This window comes from Marinomonas posidonica, assembly GCF_043643765.1.
GTDB classification, from domain to species: Bacteria; Pseudomonadota; Gammaproteobacteria; order Pseudomonadales; family Marinomonadaceae; genus Marinomonas; species Marinomonas posidonica_A.
In genome coordinates, this window is sequence record NZ_JBHZSP010000001.1 from 264,947 (window position 1) to 288,494 (window position 23,548).

General features: G+C 45.1%; 19 protein-coding genes. 4 read left to right on the forward strand and 15 right to left on the reverse strand.

The features are described from left to right. Positions 1–188 precede the first annotated feature (188 nt). The 3 genes from ACHUFM_RS01350 to ACHUFM_RS01360 are packed head-to-tail and all read right to left on the reverse strand — an operon-like array spanning position 189 to position 4,281. Positions 189–827, reverse strand: a complete 639-nt coding sequence (locus tag ACHUFM_RS01350) for an RluA family pseudouridine synthase (protein WP_394178825.1) — start codon at positions 825–827, stop codon at positions 189–191. Positions 828–832: 5 nt separating this feature from the next. Continuing rightward, positions 833–3,661, reverse strand: coding sequence for an RNA polymerase-associated protein RapA (gene rapA / locus ACHUFM_RS01355; protein ID WP_394178827.1), 2,829 nt, complete (start codon positions 3,659–3,661; stop codon positions 833–835). 2 nt (positions 3,662–3,663) lie between these two features. Further along, complete coding sequence (locus tag ACHUFM_RS01360; protein ID WP_394178829.1) at positions 3,664–4,281, reverse strand: YigZ family protein; 618 nt, start codon at positions 4,279–4,281, stop codon at positions 3,664–3,666. A 139-nt stretch (positions 4,282–4,420) separates the two neighbouring features. Here ACHUFM_RS01360 and ACHUFM_RS01365 point away from each other — a divergent pair, with 139 nt between their 5' ends. Further along, positions 4,421–5,746, forward strand: a complete 1,326-nt coding sequence (locus ACHUFM_RS01365) for a DNA recombination protein RmuC (RefSeq protein ID WP_394178831.1) — start codon at positions 4,421–4,423, stop codon at positions 5,744–5,746. Between the two features lies 1 nt (position 5,747). Here ACHUFM_RS01365 and ACHUFM_RS01370 read toward each other — a convergent pair whose 3' ends face one another. The 5 genes from ACHUFM_RS01370 to ACHUFM_RS01390 all read right to left on the reverse strand — a co-directional run bounded on the left by ACHUFM_RS01370 (position 5,748) and on the right by ACHUFM_RS01390 (position 11,100). Continuing rightward, on the reverse strand, positions 5,748–6,923 hold the full coding sequence (locus ACHUFM_RS01370) for a cation diffusion facilitator family transporter (protein ID WP_394178833.1): 1,176 nt from the start codon (positions 6,921–6,923) through the stop codon (positions 5,748–5,750). Between the two features lie 157 nt (positions 6,924–7,080). Further along, the gene (locus ACHUFM_RS01375; protein WP_063331834.1) at positions 7,081–7,977 is read right to left on the reverse strand and encodes a recombination-associated protein RdgC; all 897 of its coding nucleotides are present in this window, start codon (positions 7,975–7,977) and stop codon (positions 7,081–7,083) included. Between the two features lie 2 nt (positions 7,978–7,979). Then, positions 7,980–8,558, reverse strand: coding sequence for a thymidine kinase (locus ACHUFM_RS01380; protein ID WP_394178835.1), 579 nt, complete (start codon positions 8,556–8,558; stop codon positions 7,980–7,982). 87 nt (positions 8,559–8,645) lie between these two features. Further along, on the reverse strand, positions 8,646–8,942 hold the full coding sequence (gene ybfE, locus ACHUFM_RS01385; protein WP_394178837.1) for a LexA regulated protein: 297 nt from the start codon (positions 8,940–8,942) through the stop codon (positions 8,646–8,648). A gap of 73 nt (positions 8,943–9,015) precedes the next feature. Continuing rightward, the gene (locus ACHUFM_RS01390) at positions 9,016–11,100 is read right to left on the reverse strand and encodes a carboxy terminal-processing peptidase (RefSeq protein ID WP_394178839.1); all 2,085 of its coding nucleotides are present in this window, start codon (positions 11,098–11,100) and stop codon (positions 9,016–9,018) included. An 85-nt stretch (positions 11,101–11,185) separates the two neighbouring features. Here ACHUFM_RS01390 and ACHUFM_RS01395 point away from each other — a divergent pair, with 85 nt between their 5' ends. Continuing rightward, complete coding sequence (locus ACHUFM_RS01395) at positions 11,186–12,484, forward strand: M18 family aminopeptidase (RefSeq protein WP_394178841.1); 1,299 nt, start codon at positions 11,186–11,188, stop codon at positions 12,482–12,484. A 130-nt stretch (positions 12,485–12,614) separates the two neighbouring features. On the opposite strand, the gene ACHUFM_RS01400 is transcribed toward ACHUFM_RS01395, so the two are convergent. Both ACHUFM_RS01400 and ACHUFM_RS01405 read right to left on the reverse strand, forming a co-directional pair. Further along, positions 12,615–13,934, reverse strand: a complete 1,320-nt coding sequence (locus ACHUFM_RS01400) for a TolC family outer membrane protein (RefSeq protein WP_394178843.1) — start codon at positions 13,932–13,934, stop codon at positions 12,615–12,617. A gap of 184 nt (positions 13,935–14,118) precedes the next feature. Next, positions 14,119–15,345 carry a hypothetical protein gene (locus ACHUFM_RS01405; RefSeq protein WP_394178845.1) on the reverse strand — a complete coding sequence of 409 codons (1,227 nt, stop codon included), beginning with the start codon at positions 15,343–15,345 and terminating at the stop codon, positions 14,119–14,121. A 104-nt stretch (positions 15,346–15,449) separates the two neighbouring features. On the opposite strand from ACHUFM_RS01405, the gene ACHUFM_RS01410 reads away from it, so the two are divergent. Continuing rightward, complete coding sequence (locus ACHUFM_RS01410; RefSeq protein WP_394178847.1) at positions 15,450–16,241, forward strand: 5'-3' exonuclease H3TH domain-containing protein; 792 nt, start codon at positions 15,450–15,452, stop codon at positions 16,239–16,241. Here ACHUFM_RS01410 and ACHUFM_RS01415 read toward each other — a convergent pair. Beyond that, the gene (locus tag ACHUFM_RS01415; protein ID WP_394178849.1) at positions 16,238–17,056 is read right to left on the reverse strand and encodes a hypothetical protein; all 819 of its coding nucleotides are present in this window, start codon (positions 17,054–17,056) and stop codon (positions 16,238–16,240) included. The genes ACHUFM_RS01410 and ACHUFM_RS01415 overlap by 4 nt on opposite strands. Next, positions 17,056–18,216, reverse strand: coding sequence for a methyl-accepting chemotaxis protein (locus ACHUFM_RS01420; protein ID WP_394178851.1), 1,161 nt, complete (start codon positions 18,214–18,216; stop codon positions 17,056–17,058). Before ACHUFM_RS01420 ends, ACHUFM_RS01415 begins: the two co-directional genes overlap by 1 nt. 434 nt (positions 18,217–18,650) lie before the next feature. On the opposite strand from ACHUFM_RS01420, the gene gltX reads away from it, so the two are divergent. Beyond that, positions 18,651–20,132 carry a glutamate--tRNA ligase gene (gene gltX / locus ACHUFM_RS01425; RefSeq protein ID WP_394178853.1) on the forward strand — a complete coding sequence of 494 codons (1,482 nt, stop codon included), beginning with the start codon at positions 18,651–18,653 and terminating at the stop codon, positions 20,130–20,132. 123 nt (positions 20,133–20,255) lie between these two features. Here gltX and ACHUFM_RS01430 read toward each other — a convergent pair whose 3' ends face one another. The 3 genes from ACHUFM_RS01430 to ACHUFM_RS01440 all read right to left on the reverse strand — a co-directional run bounded on the left by ACHUFM_RS01430 (position 20,256) and on the right by ACHUFM_RS01440 (position 23,535). Further along, positions 20,256–22,142, reverse strand: a complete 1,887-nt coding sequence (locus tag ACHUFM_RS01430; RefSeq protein ID WP_394178855.1) for a methyl-accepting chemotaxis protein — start codon at positions 22,140–22,142, stop codon at positions 20,256–20,258. 169 nt (positions 22,143–22,311) lie between these two features. Beyond that, positions 22,312–22,626 (reverse strand): DUF3301 domain-containing protein, encoded by a 315-nt coding sequence (locus ACHUFM_RS01435; protein ID WP_063331845.1) that lies wholly within the window; start codon positions 22,624–22,626, stop codon positions 22,312–22,314. 372 nt (positions 22,627–22,998) lie between these two features. Beyond that, complete coding sequence (locus ACHUFM_RS01440; protein ID WP_394178857.1) at positions 22,999–23,535, reverse strand: flavodoxin; 537 nt, start codon at positions 23,533–23,535, stop codon at positions 22,999–23,001. Positions 23,536–23,548 lie beyond the last annotated feature (13 nt).

Sequence of the window (23,548 nt, forward strand, 5' to 3'; positions counted from 1 at the left end):
ACCCTAACCCTCCCCTTGAAAAGGGGAGGGGATAAGAGATTTGGTTTGGTTGTCGCTGGTTTTTGTCTGAGGTTGCTTGACTAACCCCATCCTAGCCTTCCCCTTGAAGACATAAGGGGAAGGGATTGAAAAAAAATTCGGGCAAAGCAAAACCCTACCCTAGCCTTCCCCTTGGAAAGGGGAGGGAATTAAAACGGCATTGGCGCGACAAACGCGACCCAGGCTCCCGTAAAAGGATGGCGAAATTCCAGTCGATAGGCATGCAGTAATAATCTGGCGTCCGAGCTGGTATACTCAGGGTCGTAGAATTCGTCGCCTATGATGCTGTGACCTAGGCTTTGCATGTGGACGCGCAGTTGGTGTGAGCGGCCGGTGTGAGGGGTTAAGCGAACTCGAGTGGTGTTGTCTTGGTAATCGAGGATGTGCCAAAAGGTGATGGAGTCTTTGCTCCATTCGTCGGTGCAGACAATTTGTCGAGGGCGGTTGGGCCAATCACAGCGCAATGGTTTGCGTACTTCGCCGCGTTGGCCTTGAAGACGACCGCGCAGCAGGGCGCGGTATTCTTTTTTCACTTCTCGCTCACGAAAGTGGGCGTACATGCGCTTTTGGCATTCGTGAGTTTTGGCGACCAGAATCAAGCCGGAAGTGGCTTCGTCCAGTCGGTGAATGGCAAAGGCTTCGCCAAAGTGTTGTTCGGCACGATACAGGATAGAGTCCTGTTTGTCTGGGCCACGACCGGGCACAGACAAACAGTTCGCTGGTTTGTTTATGACGGCAAACCAGTCATCTTCGTACAGTATCTCCAACAAAGCGTTGTTGTCGATCACTGAGCTTATTCCGGTTTCGTCGTTAAGATGATGCGAATCGCGTCGAGGCGAATCTGGTGTTCATCAATTCGTACTAGACCTTCTTGCATGTTGTGTTCTAAGGCTTCGATGTCTTCGTCACGAATCAAGCTGTTGTAGGCTTTGAGTTCGCGCAGACGGTCGATTTCGTTTTCACAGCGATGCTGATAAGCGGTTTTAGCAGTGTGCACAATCGGACGCGCTTGGTCTTGGGCATTCAGCTGGTGCGCTTGTAATACTTCGATCAAGTCTTTACGTAATGCCGCAACCCATTGTTCGGCGACACGGTTCGGTACGCCTTTCAATTTTTCGGCCCATTTGTCTGCGGTAAACTGCTGATGTAGGAATTTGCCGTTGGAATCTGACAATTGCCACATAGGCGTCATAGGTAATGACTGTGCCAGTTTAAGACGAGGGTGCGCGGTGGCTTCAATCACGAACATACTTTCGATCAACACGGTACCTTCTGGAAGAGCGGCGATCGGTAAGATTGCGGACGTCAGTTTGCCGGAATCGAAGCCTTGGACTTCGTCCATTAACATGGTGATCAGCGGGTGTTCCCAGGTGGCAAAGGCCACATTTTCTCGTTGGCTGGCTTGGCGGCGATCCAACATCAGCATTTTACCTTCTTCTTCAATGCCAGGTAGTGCTTCCAGCATCATGTCGGTAGAAGGGCGGATAAACCAAGCGGCGGTGTCGGTATCGTCATTTTGGCAATCTGCGTAAATGTTAAAAGCATGAGTCACTTGTTCAATGTAGTGATGCAAGCCTTTGTTGGCTTGATGATTGATCTGATCAATCAACTGACGTGCTTGCTCAGGACGACAAGAACTCATTTCTAACAAACGGTTACGGCCTTCGTCCATTTGCTTGAGCAAGGCTTCGTGATAAACGTGTGCTTCTTGCAATAAATCACTGTCGTCATCTTGTCCGTGTAAGTAAGCGTGCAAACTGTCGCGGAAGGCTTCTTCGACTTTGTCGCCGGAACCTGTGGTACGGCAAAACGCATTGAGAGCATGGTGATACCAGTTAAACAGGCGTTCTTGAACACTGTTTTTTAAATAGGGAACGTGAATTTGTACGTCGTTTAATTGGCCTAAACGGTCCAAACGACCAATACGCTGTTCCAATAAATCTGGGTGTTCTGGTAAATCGTACATGACCAGATGATGGCTGAACTGGAAGTTCCGACCTTCACTGCCAATTTCTGAACACACGAGGATTTGCGCGCCGTCTTCGTCTGCGAAGTAAGCCGCTGCACGGTCACGATGGATCAGTGGCATTTGTTCGTGGAAGTCAGCACTTTGGAAACCAGCAAAGGTCAGTTGGTCGTTTAACCATTGTGCCATGTCGGCGCTATGACAGATGACTAAGACTTTGTCCGCCTGGCACTCAAGGAATTCTTTTAGCCAAATCCAACGTGGATCTTTTTCCCAATGACCATCAGCCACGTCGTGCTCTGGTTGCACGTGGTGGGAGGCGGAAGCAAACAATTCATTGTTTTCCAATGGGTAGGAATGTAGGTAGCGATTTGGGAATCCACCCACCGCAGCACGGGTATTACGGAACATTTCACGGCCTGTTCCATGACGGTCAATCAACCAGCTGATGGCTTCTTGAGCGGCTTCAATGTGTTGTGCACCTTGGCTTTTCTCAAGTTGGGTAAACCAGTCTTTGTTTTGCACTTCGCTTAGGTAGTGGCTAAATGCGGCATGCCAATCTTTGGCCGCTAGGCCATGATTTTCTTGGCTATATGGCAATAAGATTGCGGCCAATTCTGCTGCTTGTTTGAATTCCTGCTGTTGTGCTTGGTAACGTTCAAAACTGTGGTAATGATCTGGGTCCAAGAGCTGTAAGCGCGAAAAGTGTTCGCGTTCACCGGTTTGTTCTGGGGTGGCGCTGAGCAGCAGCAAGGATTCTGAATTGGCGGCTAAACGTGACACCACCTGATAGCCAATGCTCGGTGTTTCAGGGTGCCAAGCAAGGTGATGCGCCTCATCGACAATGACCATGTCCCATTCGGCATCGAGCATGTGTTGCGCGGCTTTCGGGTGTTGGCTCGCCCAATCGATCGGAGCAATGACGAACGGTTGTTGTTCAAACGGGTTGTCATCGCCCTCCATGAAGTCTTCGTAGACAGACTCGTTGATCAAGGAGAATGGTTGGTGGAAGCGACGCAGCATTTCCACTAGCCATTGATGTTGTAAATTGGTTGGCGTCAAAATTAAGGCGCGCTTACACAAGCCATTTAATAGGCGTTGATGAAGGATTAAACCTGCTTCTAAGGTTTTCCCCATGCCCACTTCGTCGCACAACAACGCGCGTGCTTTTGAACGATTGGCAATGTCGTGAGCTAGGTAAATCTGGTGCGGTAACAGTTCGGCCTTTAGGCCCATTAAACCGCGTACCGGAGATGCCGCGTTCGCTGCTTGATGTTCTAAGGTGTGACGACGCAGGTCAAACCACATGCGACGCGCAGGGGACAAGGCGAGCAGTGAATCGATTTCGTTTTTATCGTTACGCGGGAATTGAATAATGGACTCTTCTAACCAGTCATCTTGATCACTAATACGGTATTCGATCAAGCCATCGATCTCTTCGACTTCTAACACGGTGAAGGTGTCATCTTGGAAGTGAAGTTGGTCACCAATCGTCAGTGTGCGTCGCACAAGACTGGTTTGATCGTGTGAGTATTGACGGTCTGTTTCTGCATCAGGGAAGTGCAGAGTAAAAGATTTGGCTTGTTTTTCGACTATCATGCCAACGCCGAGATCAGGCTCGTTGCGGCTACTCCATCTTTGTCCAGTTTGGTACATGGTTATACGTTGTCCGGTTCTATTAAAGTTAAGCTACCTTGGCAGAGGTCCGTCAGGGCGGCTTGTTGCTCTGGCCAAGTTCGTTCAATGACAGCAAGATCGAGAATGATGCTGTCACTGTATGTTTTATCAGTGACTTCGATGTCGCTTTGTTCTAACCAGTACTCGACCTTGCCTAGTAAAGGGTAGGCGATTTTTAGCTGAACAGGGCGACGTGGGTAGATATTTTCATATTCGGTTTGGGTCAATGCTTCTTGAACCGCTTGGCTGTAAGCTCTGGCCAATCCACCGGCACCCAATTTGATGCCCCCAAAATAGCGTGTCACCACTAGAGTAATTTCACCAAAATCAGAGTGTTGCAAGACGTTTAACATGGGCTTTCCAGCCGTGCCTTTTGGCTCACCATCGTCGCTTTGATCCCATAGGTGAACGTTATTCGGTGCACCGGCGACAAAAGCCCAACAGTTGTGATTGGCATCCGGAAACTCGTTACGAATCTCGGCAATAAATTGCTTCGCCGCATCGCGACCTCGGGTACGACACACAGTGGTAATAAATTGGCTGTTTTTGATTTCCAATTCAAAGCGTTGTCTGTGTGTTGGGCTGAGATAATAATCCATGTAAACTTGCTTGCTTGTTGTTTTCGCTATAAAAAACGGTATTAAGGTAAGACCAATCAATGAATGATAGTCTAGTCTCTTCGCCGTCTCCATGACATGGTGCAAATGTCTTTATTTTGATTAGTAGGTTTATTTTTTTATGACAGATTGGCTTTGGCAATCCGTTTGGGCTTTTTCAGGCTTTTTCACAGGCACCTTGTTGGCGTCTATTATTGCGGCGCTTATTGTACAGGCTATGCGCCGTCAGTGGCAGCAGTCACATGCAAAAATTCAGCAACAAAATGAAGAATTACAACGACTTTTAGGCCAATCCAAGGATCAACTGCATTATTTGGAAAAAGAGTCTATTACCTTAGAGCAACAATTTGCGGCAGCGCAGCAAGTATGGCAAGAAAAAGAGGCGTTCTATCGGGAGCAGAAAAAGCAGAATGAGGTGGAGTTTAAGCAGCTGGCGCAAGATATTATGAGTCAGCAAGGCATGAAATTAGCGAAAGAAAACGAGCGTCAGTTGGGCTCTTTGTTGACGCCACTTGGCACTCAGATTCAGAAATTTCAGGAACGAGTGGAAAAAAGCTATGAAGCCGAAGCTCGTGAGCGTTTTTCTCTCGCCAAAGAAATTAAAAACCTGCAACAACTCAACCAGAAAATCAGTGACGACGCGGTGAATCTGACCCATGCTTTGAAAGGTCAGAATAAATTACAAGGTGGTTGGGGGGAGGTCATCTTAGAGCGTATTTTGGAACGCTCTGGGTTGGAAAAAGGCCGAGAATATCAGGTTCAGGCGTCTTATCAGACGGAAGACGGTCGTCGTTTACAGCCGGATGTAGTGATTCATTTGCCTGATAATAAACAAATCGTAGTGGATTCGAAGATGGTGTTGGTCAGTTATCTGGCTTACATGGAAGCCGAGGTAGAGGAAGAGCGTCAACGGGCCTTGAAGCAGCATTTGGACGCGGTGCGCCGTCATATGAAAGAGCTGAGTGCCAAGTCGTATCAAGATTTGCTGGGTGTGTCATCGTTGGATTTTGTGCTCTTGTTCATCCCTATCGAAGCGGCATTTGGTTTGGCATTGCAGGCGGACAACGGTCTATTTAGTGAAGCGTTTGAACATAATATCATCATTGTGGGGCCGTCTAATTTACTGGCGACTTTGCGTACAGTACAAAACATTTGGCGTAATGAAAAACAAAGCCAAAATGCCATTGAGATTGCTCGTCAGGCCGGTGCTATGTATGACAAGTTCTCTGGCTTTGTACAGGATATGGATGACATTGGTAATAAACTGGATGCGGTGAATCGCAGTCATGATGCGGCATTGAAAAAATTAAGCACGGGTCGGGGCAATTTGTTAGCCCGAGCGGAAAAGTTGAAGGTGATGGGGGCGAAAACCACAAAAGTCTTGCCGGAAGCGCACCTCAATCAGGCCTTAGAAAGTTCCGGTGATGAGGCGCGCAACGAGGACTAGATTACGCCTTCTTAGACGAATAAATCCAATGCACGCTGGCGTGTTGAATGTAGCTGGTGTTGCTAAGGATAAATAAAATTTGCTGGCTGGCCGCGGCTTGTTGTTCCGAGGTGAGTTTGTCGGCCAGAGCGATGATTTCGATATCGAGCTGTTTGTTTAGGTAATGCAAACGGGTATTGTCGATATCCAAGTAAGCTTTTTGCTCTCTCAATAAGTAACCTAAGTCCGCGAGAATTTGTTGTCTTGAGGGCAACTTTAAATGAGGCGGTTTGCCCGTTGTTTCTTTACGAAAACTGTCGGTTTGGATGGTATCGTCCGTGTCCACATGCACCATGACATCGGCCACTTGTGGATGAGCTTGTTTGATGGTGTAAGCCACAAGATCACCAAGATAATGGCCTTCACTCACTGTAGCGTGGCTGGGCACGTGGATGTGCATATCGAGGTAAATCTTTCCTGCCATGGAACGAGCGCGCATATCGTGCGGTGCCATGACATTTTTTAAACCATTTGCTGTCTCTTTGATTTGTGCCATCAGCTTTGGATCAGGGGCGGTGTCGACCAATTCGGCGAGGTTTTCCCAGATCATGCCAATGGCCATTTTGCCGATTAATAAGGCGACAAAAATGGACGCCGCCATATCAGCCCAAGGTAAGCCTAAATATATTCCCACCAAGCCTGCTAATACCGCGACAGAGGAGAGCGCATCACTGCGACTGTGCCATGCATTGGCGACCAGCATTTTGCTCTGAATCTGCTCACCAGCGTGTTTGGTGTAATGGAAAATGGCTTCTTTCACAACAATGGTTAGCAGAATAGCGGCCAGGCCATACCAGGTGAATTGTGCATTATGGCTGTCGTTCGTAATGGCGTCTAAGGCAATGCCAACGGCGACCAACATGAGGACAAATCCAAGTAACACGGTAGTGAGTGTTTCAAATCTTAGGTGGCCGTAAGGGTGGTTTTCATCCGGTCCACGGCGCGCGTTGGCTGAGGTAACGTAAACAAAAACGTCGGTGACTAGATCGGAGAGAGAGTGAATGCCGTCTGCGAGTAGGGCTTGTGACTGGGAAAAGTGCCCAGCGATAATTTTGGCGAAGCCCAATAAGGCATCCCAAACCGCGCCAACCAGAGTCACTTTTTTGGCTATCTTTTGTTCTTGCAGGAGTTTTGACATTTATCCACTCTAGGGTTTGAAAAAATGGTTTTTAAGGCGGCAATAGGTTGTGTTGTTATTGTGCTATTTAAGGTGCGATACCAGCTTATCTGGCTTGGCGAACTTTCTCCCCAAGCTTATCCACGATATCTGTGGAAAAGCCTAGGGAGGCCAGAGATTACTTGATCTCGAACCATAAACAGAACGACTCGAAAAACTCGCGCATGGTCAGTGACATCAGGGAAAAGTTAGCGTCCATGTCAGACAAACCGCCACCTTGAGAATCGTTGAAGGCGGCTTCTTTCAAGGCATCGTCAAATTTGATCTTACGTAAGGTCAGATCATCATGCAGAACAAAGCTCATTTTGTCAGTCCAGCGTAACGCCAAATTTTTTACCGACATGCCTTGTTCAAGGTGACGAGTCACGTCTTCGGAAAGTGGCTCTAAGGCTTTAAAGCGGATGCTGGCTTTGTCTTCAGAGCTGTCTTGGATTTCACATTCTTCGCCAGTTTCAAGACTCGCCGGTACTTCGTTTTTGGTCAGCCAATCGGTCATTAGGCTGGCTGGTGACACTTGCGCTTGTAGCGGTGTCATTGGGAAGCTGCCTAAGGTGGTTTGTAGGTGCTTGAAAAGCAATTCTGTCATGCTGGCATTGGTACTGTTGAGCACCACGATCTTGGCTTTAAGATCGATATAAGCCCAAATGTCAGAGCGTTTGGAAAAGGCTTTTGGACGCAGGGTGAAGACGAGTTCGTCTTTCATGTCGGCTTTTTCTTTGCGGCCCACTTTACGACCTTCGATTAACTCGATTTCCGCCACTTTGGCTTCCAGTTCTTCACGAACCACGGCGGATGGCAAGACTTTTTCTTCTTTGCCTGCACGGAACAGTAAGCAGCGATCACTGGCTAGACTCCATTGCTCACTGTTACGAATCAGTGGTAACCAGCCGAAAGAGAATTCTTCCTGCGAACCGCATTCTTGTAACGGAAATTCTGGTATTTTTTTAATTAGCTCATTGGTATCCAGTGACTCCGTGTCACTTAATTGGAATATTTGGGCATTTTTAAACCACATAGTTAATCTCTCACAGCTTCTTTAAAGTGTTTTCGACACACAGATAAGTAACGATCATTGCCGCCAATTTCTACCTGAGCCCCTTCTTTCACAGGAATTCCTTGCTCATTAACCCGTATTACCATAGTGGCTTTACTGCCACAATGACACACGGTTTTTAATTCAATCAGTTTATCAGACCACGCTAATAAAGCTTGGCTGCCTGCGAATAACTCGCCTTGAAAATCAGTGCGAATACCGAAGGCTAAAACCGGAATGCCCATTTTATCGACCACTTCGGACAAAGCATAAACTTGTTGTTTGGTTAAAAACTGAGCCTCATCAATTAGAATACAACTTAGACGCTGTTTGGCGCTTTCGTTTTTAATCAGTTCAGTGATGTTTGTTTTATTATCAAACAAGCTAGCTTGAGCGGAAATCCCAATGCGTGAAGCGATCTTGCCGGTTTCAAATCGGTCGTCAATGGAGGCGGTTAATAATAAAACCTGCATGCCTCTTTCTTGATAATTATGGGCAGATTGAAGCAGTACGGTGGATTTTCCTGCATTCATCGCTGAATAATAAAAATAGAGTTTTGCCATATAACGCTGTGTCGTTGCCAATTGTATAAAATGGGCCGGACAGTATAGCAAAACTCTAATATGAATGGCGGGTTTTCTATGAGGTGTCTATTTTGGGCTTTGCAGAGGACGTTTTTTCAGCTGTTTGGCGCCGTTTTGAATTTGTTGGAGTAACCATTCAGAGCGTTTTAATCCGCTCATTTCACACAGTTGATCGAGTGTGTTGATGGCTTCTTGTTCGATGACCAGCTCTAAACGCTTTAAGCCCAGTTTCTTTTCTTTTTGACGTTGTGCGCGTTTATTCAGTTTTAGCTGGTCTTTTCGGTTTAATGTGCTGGTTCTTGGTCGGCCTGGGGTTTTGCCAAACAGGTCGATAGTATTACGGTCGGTGGACGCTTTAGCCATGTTGTTTTCGGTTATGTCGAGTGGTTCTTGAAAGGGCACTGACCAACATGCTTATGCTCAGTGCCCATTAAATTTAGTTTTGTGCTGTTTGCTTCTCGGCTTGTTTTTGTGCCATCTGGTTGGTGGCAATAAAGTCCAACAGAATCTCAGACGCTTCCTTTGCGTAAGTGTCTTCTTCACTGGCTTCAATGTCATCAACAGATGCCACTGGCTCTAGCCCTAATGCTTTAAGGCGGCTGTTCTCACGATCCAAGTCACGTTGCTCATTTTCTTCGCGCTGATGAATACGAGTATTTTCATTAAGCGAGATGGTTTTGTATTTTTCCACCTGTTGCTTGAAATGGTCAATTTGATCATTAAGGGCAATGAAGTTGGGATCTTTTGCCATTCTTGCTTCATGACGAGGGGTCAAAATCGGCAAGTAAGCAGGCATGTTCCAATATACTGGGTAGCGTGTTTCATGGATTTTGTCCCAGGGTAGTGGGTTGTCCAATGCGCTCTCACCAACAGATTCTTTATCGATTAAAGAAGGGAAGGCAATGTCTGGCATGACGCCCTTGTGTTGCGTACTTTCGCCTGACACACGATAAAACTTAGCTTGGGTGATTTTAAGCTGACCTTTGTCTAGTTCTTGCAGTACTTGAACTGTGCCTTTACCAAAGGTCTGGTCGCCCAGAATAAGCGCTCGACCATAGTCTTGTAATGCTCCGGCGACGATCTCGGAGGCGGAAGCACTCATACGGTTAACCAATACCGCCATCGGCCCACTGTAGGTGATGCTTGGGTCAGAATCACCCAATGGGGTGACACGACCGCTTTGGTCGCGAATCTGTACGGTTGGTCCAGACGGAATGAATAAACCCGCTAAGGCGTTGGCTTCTTGTAACGAGCCACCACCATTGTTGCGTAGGTCTAAAATCAGCGCAGAAATGTCTTCTTTTTGCAGTTCTTCAATCAGCTTTTTGGTGTCTCGGGTGGAGCTTTTGTAGTCTTTCTCGCCCGCTTGAATAGCGGCAAAATCCGAGTAGAAAGTGGGGAGCGAAATGACTCCGACCTTGTAGGTTTCACCGCCGCGTTCGACTTCGACGATTTCTTTTTTGGCAGACTGATCTTCCAGTTTGACTTTTTTGCGCACGATGTCGATGACTTTACTGGTTTGTGTGTCCCCTTTGCTTGGGGTGATTTCCAGTCGCACTGTGGTATCGCGTTCGCCACGAATCATATCCACAACATCGTCAAGACGCATGCCGACTACATCAATCATAGGGCCATCTTCTTGACCAACGGCAATGATTCTATCATTCGGCGCTAATTCGCTTTGTGTGGCGGCTGGGCCACCAGGTACTAGGCGTACTACCTTGGTGTAATCATCGTCCATCTGTAAGACAGCACCAATGCCTTCTAGTGACAAGCTCATGTTGATGTTGAAGGTTTCCGAAGCTCGTGGTGCGAAATAGCTCGTGTGTGGGTCTAATGCCGCGGTCACAGCATTGGCAAAAGTTTGGAATACATCAACTGCGTTGGTTTGATCCACTTGCTTTAGTTGGTTCTTATAACGACGTTCTAGGACTGAGACAATTTTGTCTTCGTCTTCGCCATTCATTTTCAGAATCAAAGCACGGTTTTTCAAACGCTTACGCCAGTAATCGTCCAGTTCAGCTTGTGAGTTGGCCCAATGCTGATTGTCTGGGTCGGCGTTTAAGCTTTCATCAATGGTGTAATCAAAAGATTTGACCATGTCTGGTAAGTTGGCTTGTAGGCTTTTTACGCGATCTTCGAAACGTTTTAGGTACAGGTTGTAAATGGTGTAGGCCACTTGGGTATCACCATTACGAAGGGCGTCATCGAATTCATAGCGATACTTTTCTAGGTTATCAATGTCACTTTGTAAAAAGAAACTCTTGGTTGGATCCATGGCATCGATATAATAGTCGAATGCTTTTGTTGAAATGGTGTCGTCGATCTGAGGTCGGTTGTAGTGAATGCCTTCTAGCATTTCTACTAACTCTTTAGAAACTTTATCGTACTCGTGAGGAGGTTGTAACTCCTGATAGGCGGATACGGGGGTGACGGCAAAAGAATAGCCTGTAAGTAGGCAAAGTAGTAAGCGTTTTAGGTTCATCCGGTGTCGTATCTCTCTGTCTATTTTGTACATCATTGGTAAAATCATATTAGACACAGGGCGTTAAGGCTAGCCTAAGTGTTAAAAAGTCACTTTTAAAGCATTTTGCTTATGGAAAAATATGGAATATTCACAATTTAATGATTCATTGTTGTCCTTTCTTCAAGCGTCACCCACGCCTTTCCATGCGACAGATAGCATGCGTGCGGCTTTGCTTGCAGAAGGTTATGTTGAGCTAATTGAAGAAGATAATTGGGTTATTGAAGACAGTGGGAAGTATTTTGTTACTCGTAATGAGTCTTCCTTGATTGCGTTTACGACGCCAGTGTTGGACGTGAGTCAAACAGGCTGGCGGATGATTGGGGCGCATACGGATAGCCCATGTTTGAAATTGAAACCGAATGCGCATGTGGATCGCTTTGGTTATCATCAGCTCGGTGTTGAAGTATACGGCGGCGTATTACTGCATACTTGGCTGGATCGTGATTTGTCGATTGCCGGTCGTGTTACGGTAAAAACAGCAGCGGGCGATATTGTCAGTCGTTTGGTGGATTTTAAAGAACCGATCGCCGTAGTGCCGAATTTAGCCATTCACCTAAATCGCAAAGTGAATGAAGGCTTTTCGGTCAACCCGCAAGAGGAAATCTTACCTATCTTGTGTGGTGCCGATAACGAGTTCGACCTTCATCAATTGTTGATTGCTCAGCTGGGACAGCAGCATCCTGATTTGTCGGTTGCACAGGTGTTGGATTTTGAATTAAGCCTTTATGATACTCAGCCAGCGGCGTTGGTTGGTTTGCACAAAGAGTATATTTGCTCCGCCAGGCTGGATAATTTGTTGAGCTGTTACGTGGGGTTACAAGCCTTGTTAAGTTCTAGCAATGAGCGTCCTAGTCTGCTGATCTGTACCGATCACGAAGAGATAGGCAGTTTGTCGGCGTGTGGTGCCAATGGGCCTTTCTTGGACGATGTGTTAAGGCGTTTGTCGCCCAATCCTGAGCAATTTGTACAAGCCATCCAGCGCTCTATGTTGGTGTCGGCGGATAATGCTCATGCCTTGCACCCTAACTATGCAAACCGACACGATAACAACCATGCGCCAGCGATTAACAAAGGCGCGGTGATTAAGGTCAATGCGAATCAACGTTATGCGACCAACAGTGAAACAGCGAGTATTTATCGTGATGTTGCAGCACAAGAAAATTTCGATGTGCAAACCTTTGTTGTTCGCAGCGATATGGGGTGCGGCAGCACAATCGGACCGATTACCTCAGGTGAAATCGGTGTACCAACCATTGATATCGGTTTGCCAACCTTTGGTATGCACTCGATTCGAGAATTGGCTGGTAGTCATGATGCATTTGGTCTGTATAAGGTGCTGGCGCGCTTTACCAAACGGGATAAGTTGATGACCCGCTAAGACAGAGCATCACTAAGTCAGCCTGCTGAAAACAGCTGGTGGGACGAGCCATTAGGTCGGTGTCAGACAAGAAGCATAAAAAAACCACCACATAGAATGCGGTGGTTTTTTTTGAGCCAAATACAGGGCTTTAGTTTTGAGCAACCAACCATTTATCAAGTTGTTTGATCTTATCTTCTGTTAAGTCACCTGTTGCTTCTAACAGACTAAGTTGTTTTAGAACAAAGTTGTAACGGTATTGCTCATAAGTGTTTTGAGCATCGTACAGGTTGGATTGTGCTGCCAAAAGTTCGACTAAATTACGTGTACCAACATCGTAACCTGCCTGAGTCGCTTCTAAGGCACTGTTACGAGAGCGGATTAACTGTTGCTGAGCGGCAATTTGTGCTACTGCTGTCTGTAAATCAAGGTATAAACTACGAATGTTTAGCTCGATAGACTGCAAGGTGCTGGCTTTTTGTTCGATCGCAGACTCCGCTTCTGCTGACGCTTGGCGAACCGAAGCGTTAATGGCTCCACCACTGTATAATGGAATGCTGATGCCAAGAGAGACTGCAGTTGTATTAGTTGCGCCGCTATCAAGCGTACTGACACTGTAGTCATTGTCAGTGCGAGACAAAGAACCTGTGATAGCCACTGTTGGCGTACGACCATTAGCTTTTTGAATGCTGATATTATTTTCCGCACTGTCCACTGCTAGGTCTAAGATTTTCAGTTCTTTGTTGTCTTTTTGTGCTTTTGCGATCAAGGTATCAACGGTCATGTCAGGGTCTAAACGAATAGGGTAGTCTGCAGACAAGGTCGGAATACTGTTAATGACACGCCCTGTTCTTTGGTACAAGGCTTTTTGTGCATAGGCCACACTTGAGCGTGCACTTAACTCTGTAACTCGTACTGAATCGTATTCGGCTTGAGCATCTTGCAGGTCTGTGATTGAGGCTAAGCCTACTTCGTATTGTTTCTTAGCACGATCCAATTGACTTGCCGTACTTTTCACTAAAGCTTCGGTGGTTTGTAACGTAGACTGAGCAATAAGCAGATTGAAATATTCGTTCAGTGTGGTTAACGCCAGATCTTCTTCAGAATTTTCGTAGCTAACGCCGGCACTGAATGAGCTTATTTCGACCGCATCAACAGCATAGCCAAGTGCTGGAGAGTAGATAGGGTAATTCAATTCTAATGCCAGTGAGTTTGAATTATTGTCGTATTCGGTCGAAGGACTGTCTACATTGGTATAACCTAAGCTACCACTGAAACTGATTTGCGGGTAAAGATTACCCTTGGTGACCGTGACGCCTTCTTTTTGTGCTTGGTAGGTGGCTGCGGCAGCACGTAAGCCTGGATCATTTTGTTTTGCCAGTTTATAGACTTCGTAAATACTTTCGGCTTGAACGGCTGTACTGCTCAAAACAGCAGCCGTGATTAAAGATGAGATAATATGCTTTTTCATAGATTTCTGTAGGCTCATAGTATGAAATTTAGTTATAATACTAGCGTAACTTCTGACCTTGTGGCAGTGCCATTTTCGCTATATCTATTATGACTACTGACCATATCATAACGAAATGCTTTGAATAGGCTTCTAATGTGGAAACTTATTGCAAGCCACTGACTTCCTTGTCTTTCATAAGGCATTATTTTTTCACTTCGATTGTATAAGTGATGACTTTTTCTTGTTGCGGTGCCAGTTTGCCTTCGATAAGTAAGCCATTTGCAGAGTTTTTAGTGATTTGATTGGCTTTGATAATATCAACAATACCATTGGTGTTCTGCTGCAAGGAAAACTTCGCCATTCTTGTGTCATGATTTTTCACTGTCAGTTGCCAAACTTGGCGACTAGGTAATTGCTTAGAAGAGGCGTTAAGTAAGGTTAGATGACCACTGATGGCTAGGCTTTTATTGGTTATCACCTCTTGAGTTTGACCTGCGCGCATCTGATTAAGACTGACTTGATTCGCTGGAATTAAGAGTGGACCTTGCTGCCAGAAAGTTTTGTAAAGCCCCGGCATGCTGTCTTTCTTTAGGGTAAAAGAGTGTTGATTGTAGAAGTTAAGGGTAATAGAACCATCTTGTCCGCTGTGGGTGAACTGGGTCGCTTTGTGACGTTGATCTTGTATTTTCAAGGTATCGCTGGGTAGAGCGTATAAAGTGCTGGAATAGGGAGACAATTCGACCTGGTTGGCTAAGGGGAATACCACTTCATTGTCTTGATAACGTACTTGTGGTGCTGCTGAATCGAGCATCATAGTGGCTCGTTCTGTTTTGAATTGTGGGCTAGGTTGCTGGTGAGAGTAATGCAGCAAGCTAGCATCTAACACCAATGCTTGGTTGGATTGATTGGTAATTAAGGCTTGTTGAGTCAAGGTTACCTTATTGTCACTAAAAATTAGGTTCAGTTGCGGTGTCCACGATAGTAGATTTGTCTGGTAACTGATGGGCAGCTTGTTTGCATTTTGTACTGGTGCTTTATGGGATTCGAGTGGAATCAAGTAGAAATCACTCATTGGTAGGGTGACAGGTCGATTATTGAGACTTAGAGTAAAACTTTGCTTAGCTTGATTGACCTGAGTGAGTAAGCCGGTGTAGTTGAGGTCTCTGTGTTTATGCTCTACACGAATTTTTCTGTCCACTTGGTTGATCCATTGTCGTTGAGACGCATCGCCAAGGTATTTAATGGGACTGAACTCTGTGGCCAATGGTAAGACACTGCCAGTGACTGGAGGTAAGGTCAGAGTGTTGTTGTCTTCGACAATTTGGCTGTTTTGTAGGCCAATGACGGCTTTAATTGGCTCAGCCAGCACAGGCTGACACAAAGCGCTTAGTATTAAACTTGTCATCATTTGAGTGTGTGATTTATGCATAACTCAGCATCCTTCTCTTGTTTTAACATCTTATGATCGTGCCGTCTGCTTACCCATGTTAACCTAATAGCAACGAAATATTGTTGGAAATATAGGTCATTTGTGTGGATAAAACATTACTGATTATTGACGGTATGAATTTGATTAGACGACTGTATGCGGCGCTGGAAGCCGAGCAAGATGCGGTTCGTCGGGTTGAGCGTACCCAGAGTATTGCGATTGATGCGTTAAGTAAGTTAGCGCATCAATTTGAGCCTGATTATGCCGTTGTGGTGTTTGATTCAAACGGTAAAACTTGGCGGCATGAGGTTTATCCTGAATACAAATTGGGCCGCGTTCCTATGGATGACGCTTTATTGGAAGCGTTAGACGATTTTGCCCGAGTGTTCCGTTTTAATCGTTTTCCCTGTCTGCGCATGGAGGGGTGGGAAGCGGACGATTTGATTGCCACCTTGGCGGTTAAAGCTTCCCAGCACAAGGTGACCTCTTATATTGTCTCAACCGATAAGGGATTTACTCAATTATTGGGTGATGAGTGCATACTTCAGTATGACTATTTTGCCAAGTTGGGTTACAACAAAGCTTGGGTACCTGGTAAATATGGTGTTCAGGCAGAGCAATTGATGGATTATTGGGCCTTAGTGGGGGATACCACCAATCGTATTCCAGGGGTAAAAGGCATTGGCCCTAAAACGGCATTGAGCATTATTGCGGATGCCCCGACCATTGAAGACATTTATGCCAATCTGTCGCATTTTCCTGAACGTATTCAAAAGCTCCTCGCTGGTGGCTATGAACAGTGCTTGTTGTCGCGCTCTTTAGTGTCGTTAAAGACGGATGTGTCATTGGGGTTTTCTTTATCGAAACTCAAGTACCAACCAAAAAGTGAAGTTTAACGAACCGCTTGCTTGAGTTCGGTCAGACGACTATTCACCACGTCAAACAACTGGTTGATGATCTGGCTAGCGTCTTGAAACAAACTGTCTGGATCCCTCTGACTTAGCGTATCTTGCTCCACACTGTGTTTTATTTCTCGAATGAATTGCTGCAAAACGTGATTGCTGTTTGTGGGCAGTAATTGGCTTAATTTAGCATGATGTTCTGTGATTTTTTCTAAGGTAAAAATAAGTTGTAGCTTTTTATCTGAACTCAGTTCCTGCTTACTGGCGACTTGTACGCTTAGGGCGCGAATTTGACCTAGGGCTTCGGCCAACTCGGGTAGCGTTTTAACCAATTGCTGTGAGGTCTGACGTACTGCTTTCTGGCGGCTGGTGGTGAGAGCAAACTCATCCGCAAGATCCCACAAAGCTTCTAGTTGGCGGTTGATTAAGCTTGTATGCAGCTGGAAACTCTGGCTGCTTTGAATATTGTCTTTTTGTAATAGCTTTAGCCATTGCTTATGGGCATATTGAAGGCTGAGTTGTGTTGGATAACCGTATTTTTTTTCGAAACTCAGTATCGCTTCGTATTGAGTTTGAATGTCATTTTCAACCTGAGTTAATTTGTCTTTAAAGTCTAGGTTACCATTTAAAAAACCACTGTGCATGCCCCTGTGTTGTTGGGTCAGTTTGATCAGTTCAATAAAGTAATGGACGCCTTGAATGCCTTCTACCGTCCGCTTTTTTGCATGGTTTTCACTGTAAAAGTGTCTGATAAGTGCCAGACCGACAATCGTAAAGCTGGTAATAAAGAGCAGGATGATTACATTCATTACAAAGTTTCCTTTTGATCTAAGCGGGATGAAAGCCACTCCAGATATTTGACCATGTCCTTCGCATCTTGACTGGCCTTACTGTGTTGTTCACTAACGTTGCTAATACTTTTCAGTCGATCTGACATCTTGTTGTTGGTTTGTTGAAACTCACTAATGCCTTGCATAGATTGCTTGACTTCTCGTTGAGTGGACTGGGCCGCGTCGTAAATGGCGGAAAGGGCTGAATGTGCTTCTCCTGATCCTTGTGAGGCAAGATCAGCGAAGTTGATTAATTTTAAGCTGGTTTGTTCAGAGGCGTGCACTTGAGTGGCAATGGAGTTCACCATTAAGCCAATATCTTGAGCCGCTAGTTCGGTGTTAGCCGCCAGTTCTCTTACTTCGTTTGCGACAACGGCAAAGCCACGACCAGCTTCACCAGCTCGAGCAGATTCAATGGCGGCATTAAGGGACAATAAGTTAATCTTCGAGGTGATTTGTTCTATGGTGGCAACGAAACCTTTGATTTTCTCTGTGGTTTGAATAAGTTCCTGCATTTGGGCTTGGTTTTCTGAGACGGTGGCTTGCATGCTGGTAATTTGTTGACCGAGATTCGCCAGCGCGACTTGTCCATTCTCTGAATGATGGTGTGTTTGGTGTGCCATGTCTAACGTCGTTTGTATACGAGCCAAGATCTCATCAATGGCGTTACTCATTGCCGCACTTTCTTTTACTAAGGTATCCAGCGCCTGATGCTCTTCGACTGCTCCTTGAGCGACCATGTTAGACGAATTTTGTAACTCATTTGCTGTGTATTGGGTTTCTTGCGAGCAACTGTTGAGTAGATGTTGTTTACGATTAAGGTGGCGCAGCAGGTTATTAATCTGACTGGCAAGGTGGTTGAATTCTTTATCATTGTGGGACAGTTCTAACGTGTAGTTAGAGTCGAGAGTCTGCAAATGCCGGTTGAGTTCTTTGATGCGTTGCTGAGTTAAGTGGTTGGCAGACATAGCAAAGTACATCAACAAACTGGTGCTGATTAACGTGATTGTCTGAGCTTGTGGTTGCAGAAAAGATAAATACAGGGCAGAGATAGCCAACGCGCCGAGTAGAAACATAATCGTAAGGCGAGCGTAATAGGGAAGAGCGGTGATGAGTATGGTTCCTGGTTTCAGTAGCATGTTGGTCCCTCATTGTCATGATAGAGTGTTTATCGAAGCAATAAACAGACCAGCAAGGCTGAATGTGAATTCATTTAGTGCGAAATAAGGCTTCTATATGAAACATAAAGAGGCGCTGTGGCGGTTTTTAGTGCGAGTTTATGCGCTAATTTATTATGATTGAGAGTGAACCAAGCTTACTTTGTGCTCTTTGAAGGAGGTAGAGCCTCTGTAAATGAGTGATGAGACGCAGCTAAATGCGCTTTATTTTTGTGCGCGACTGGATCATGAGGGGCGATATTGAGCACACAAAAACCAATGGACTGGTTTGTACCCTCTTCACATAGCGAAATATCTGCTCAAGAACGGAAAAGATGATCGCAGCCCCTTACTCATCCTAGTCGAGATGCTTATAATAGGCCCATCTTTGTAGAAAGCGGATAATTGAGAACATTATGTCTGAGGTAAGAACACGTATTGCCCCGTCACCAACGGGTGATCCTCATGTTGGTACGGCCTATATTGCATTATTTAATATGGCGTTTGCACGCAAAATGGGCGGTAAGTTTATTTTGCGTATTGAAGACACCGACCAGACTCGTAGTACGCCTGAATCAGAAAAAATGATTCTCGATGCTTTGCGTTGGTTGGGATTGGATTGGGCAGAAGGTCCAGACGTTGGTGGTGAATACGGTCCTTATCGTCAAAGTGAACGTGGTGACATTTATGGTCAATACGCCCGTGAGCTGGTCGAAAAAGGCCACGCATTTTATGCTTTTGAAACACCGGAAGAGCTGGATCAAATGCGTACTGAGCAAAAAGAACAAGGTCTGCCGCAAAAATACGATGGGCGAGCACTGACACTGTCTGATGAAGAAGTGCAGGCCAAATTGGATGCTGGTGTGCCATACGTTATTCGTATGAAGGTACCAGAAGACGGCGTGTGTGTTGTACAAGACATGTTGCGTGGCACCATTGAAATTGACTGGGCTCAAGTGGACATGCAGGTGCTACTGAAAGCTGATGGTATGCCAACATATCACCTAGCGAATGTTGTGGATGATCATCTAATGAAGATCACTCACGTGATTCGTGGTGAGGAATGGATCAACTCTGCGCCTAAGCACATTTTGCTGTATCAATACTTCGGTTGGAACATGCCAACATTATGTCACATGCCTTTGTTGCGTAATCCTGATAAATCTAAGCTGTCAAAACGTAAAAACCCGACCAGCATTTTGTATTACCAACGTATGGGTTACATGGCGGAAGCCGTGATCAACTACCTGGGGCGTATGGGGTGGTCGATGCCAGATGAGCGTGAAAAATTCTCATTGGATGATATGATTGAGCATTTTGATATTCAGCGCGTTTCACTTGGTGGCCCTGTATTTGATGTGGAAAAGCTAAGCTGGTTGAATGGCATGTGGATACGCGAAGATCTGACTCCAGAAAGCTTTGCGCAGAAGTATGTAGAATGGGCTTTGAACCCTGAATACTTGATGAAAATCTTACCCTTGGTCATACCGCGAGTAGAGACTTTCTCGGACGTGGCGGATGTGGCGGGTTTCTTCTTGAAAGGTTTACTGCCACTGACCAAAGAAGACTTTGCTAGCATCAAGATGGAAGAGGAAACCCTTCGCAAAGCCATGCAGTTTGCTTTATGGCGTTTAGAGGCATTAAACAAGTGGGAAAAAGACAACATCTTTAACGAAATGAAATCGTTGGCGCAAGCGATGGAAATCAAGCCGAAAGATTTCTTCGCCCCTTTGTTTGTGGCCATTTCAGGCAGCACGGCTTCCGTATCGGTATTTGATGCTATGGCCATTTTGGGGTCGGACATTTCCCGAGCTCGTATGCGCACCGCAGTAAATGCACTTGGTGGACCCTCTAAGAAAGAAACTAAGCGTTGGGAGAAAGAATACGCCGCTTTATAGGCAGAAGGCGATTCCATTAAAGGGGGGCGAGATTAATATCATCGTCTTATTACTCTTAGAACGCAGCAAAAAAACCGGCCATTGGCCGGTTTTTTTGTTTCTATAGAAAATGTGAGATCAGTATTATTTCGTAGTGAAAACGCTGGTTTTACTGTCTAGGCTAGAGACTTGGTTATGGATGTCTCTGGTATTGCCTTCAATGCTGTTGATGAAGCTATTGTCACGTTGAAGCTGTTGCGCAATCTTATCCATTTCTTCACTCATATGAATAGCGGTTTTAGCGACTTCTTGAATAGATCGTGCCATTTCAATAGAAGAGGAAGAGCTGGTTTGTGCGTTTTGCTCGATTTCACGAATAGCCAGTTCGGCTTTTTCACTGAAATCTTCGATAGCATGTAGATTCTCTTGACCATTTTTCATGGTTTCAATGGCATTTTGAGTAGAAGACTGAATAGTGCTAACAATGTCCGTGATTTTCGCTGTGGCATCGACTGTTTTCTCTGCCAATGAGCGTACTTCATCAGCAACAACTGAGAACCCACGACCAGCTTCACCCGCACGAGCGGCCTCAATGGCAGCGTTCAAAGCGAGTAGATTCGTTTGGTTGGCAAGGTCATTGATCATCGCAATCACATTATCAATGTCTTTTGATAATTGACCAAGTTCGTTTAGCTGTTCGCTGGTTTTGTTCACTACTTGGATCGTTGTTGATAGGTTCGAAATCGCTCCATTGATAGTTTCAGCCCCTAATTTAGCCGACTCATAAGTATTTTGAGACTGTGAGCTTAAATCCTCTGTGGTATGAGAAATGCTCGAAATTGTCGTTGAGATTTCTTCTGTCGCTGCCGCAAGGGAGTTGGTTTGTTCGCTCACAGAACGGTTACTTTGGGCAATGTTTGTTACGGATGTGTTCAGCTCAGTGACCATGCCACTGACGTCTCGGGTCGTTGTGACAACATCGCCGATAACTGCCCCTAAGCCTGTGGTCATTTCATTGACTGAGCTACATAATGAATCAAATTCATCGTTACGTTTGTTATTCACCGTTAAGCGTGCCGTTAAGTCGCCACTTTTAACCTTACCTAAATCTGAGATGATTTGACTTAGGGTTTTCTTCACGTTGCTGCCAATACTTGCCATCATTAAAGCCGCAATGATCGCGACAGCAATACTGACAATGATGACACTAATGCTGGCTTGTTGTGAGCTTGTTGAGGCTTGTTGGCGCGCTTCCGTAACAGCTTGTTGCATGTAATTGGCGGCCGCTAAACGAGTCTCATTGAAGTTCTTTTTCGCTGAGCCGAAAGCGTCTTGCATTTGACTAAGGACTTGATTTTCTTGGTCAAAATTTCCCACGGCCGTGAAGTATTGGTTGATTACTTCACCAAAGCGTTCTTCAAGGCCAAAATTCGTAACGCGTTTATAGAATTTTTCATATCGTTCCATAAACACTTGTTTATTTTCTGTATTTGGCTCGAAGATGTAGTTTTTTTCTGCTTCACGTACTGGTAGGAACTCTTGTTTCACCAAGCTTAAGAATGAAATTTCTTCAGTAACCTTTTCACCTAAACTGGAGATAGTACCTTTTAAACCAGAGGTACCATTAAAGCCTACTTTTTGTTTCTGAATGACAAGTTGTTTTAAGGCGGTATTGTATAGATCCAAAGAAGAAGCAATTTGAGTTAGGTTGTCTTTGGCGCCTTTATCTTGAAGCAATTCAAGGTCTTTGTTCAGAATGACGGTGAAGTCTTCGTAATTGGTATCAAGTGTTGTGATAAAAGCATCAAAGCTTGAATCATCAATACTGGAAAGTGACTCGTATTCTTCCATTAAAATAATGGTGAGTGAGGAGAGATCTTTATCGACTGTCGTAAGTCGGTCAAATTGTGACGAGGATGTCTCTTGTACATTTAATCCCTGCAATGCGACGGCGGTAACTACCACAAAGCCAAGAACTGCTGCTATCAAGAGAGAGAGTAACTTGGTGCGAAAACTTAGATTTGCCAACATATGATATCCTGCATTTATTATTATTCATCAAACAGATATTTATCCTTAAAATCTTACGGTCCTGTCTAAACCATTTCAATTAAAGTCATCTAAATAGCTGTCTAACTATATTATTGCTTCCTTTATCGTTTTTGCAATCTTATTAAGGGCTTTATAAGGAATTTATCTCTTAAATATCATGCGGGCTGAGCCAAATGTCTGCTTGGTTTTGTCCAATATAAGTAATAGTGCCAGAATATCGTGCAACACCCGACGAGCTGAATTCAAATTTATACACACGTTTAATCATCAAATTACCCTGATGCCAGCAAGGCCACCATTTTATGCCGGCAATGCTTTGGTCTAGCAGTTGTAAGTTATAGGACTCACAATGTTGTTTCGCGGACAGCGTTGCGTGTTCTCGAATGGCGATGTTACGCCACCATGCATAAACAATGCTGGCGAATACAAGAACGATGATGATGTCGGTTAGCTGAAGATTCATAATAGTGGGTTCTTTAAATAGGAATGTCCAACATGATAACGAAATTATGGAATTAAGATAACCATAAGCTGGAATGGGCTTATTGGAAAGAAAAGGGTTTTGTTTTTACTGAATAACGGATGGCGTTTATGTCGCCTAGGTTTAAGCTTAAATCGGAAGCCTATCCTGATTATGACGGCCTAGATAGAAATAAATACGTGGCTACCTCCAAGCAGGAGAGAAAGGAGAGGTAGCCACGTTCTTTACGCAACGAAGAGCAAGTCGTATAATAACCTCATTGCTACTAAGTAAAATTTGGGCATTCGGGGCAGCGAATGTGTGGGAATCCAAATTGAGTCGTTTACTTAATATCAATGGCCAGTCAGTTGGTTATTATGCGGCCTCCACAGCTCTTTCAGCGTAAAGCTGGATAACCCACTGCTCAATACGTTCGTCAGTGAGTTCAAATTGTTGGTCTTCGTCAATGGCGAGACCAATGAAACTTTCTTTATTTTCAACACAAGCTCGTGATGCTTCAAATTCGTAACCTTCGGTTGACCATTGGCCAATGAACGTGGCTTTGGTTGGTAATAGCTTTTCATACAACCACCCCATCGCATCAACAAAATAATCACCGTAACCAAATTGGTCACCTAAGCCGTATAAGGCAACCGTGGTGTTCTCAAGAGAGAGTTCAGCAAGCTGATCTTCTATGTCTTCCCAGTCAGATTGGATACCGCCAAAGTCCCATGTAGGGATGCCAAGTATTAAGGTGGCGTAGTCTTGTAACTGGCTGACTTCAATGTCTTTGATATTGAAGATATCAACCTGTTCACCCAATTCTTCCCATTGTTTTGCAATCTTGTTTCCGACTTCTTCTGTGTTATTGGTGTCGGTACCGTAAATTAGGGCTATTGATGCTTGAGCCATTTTGTAATCTATT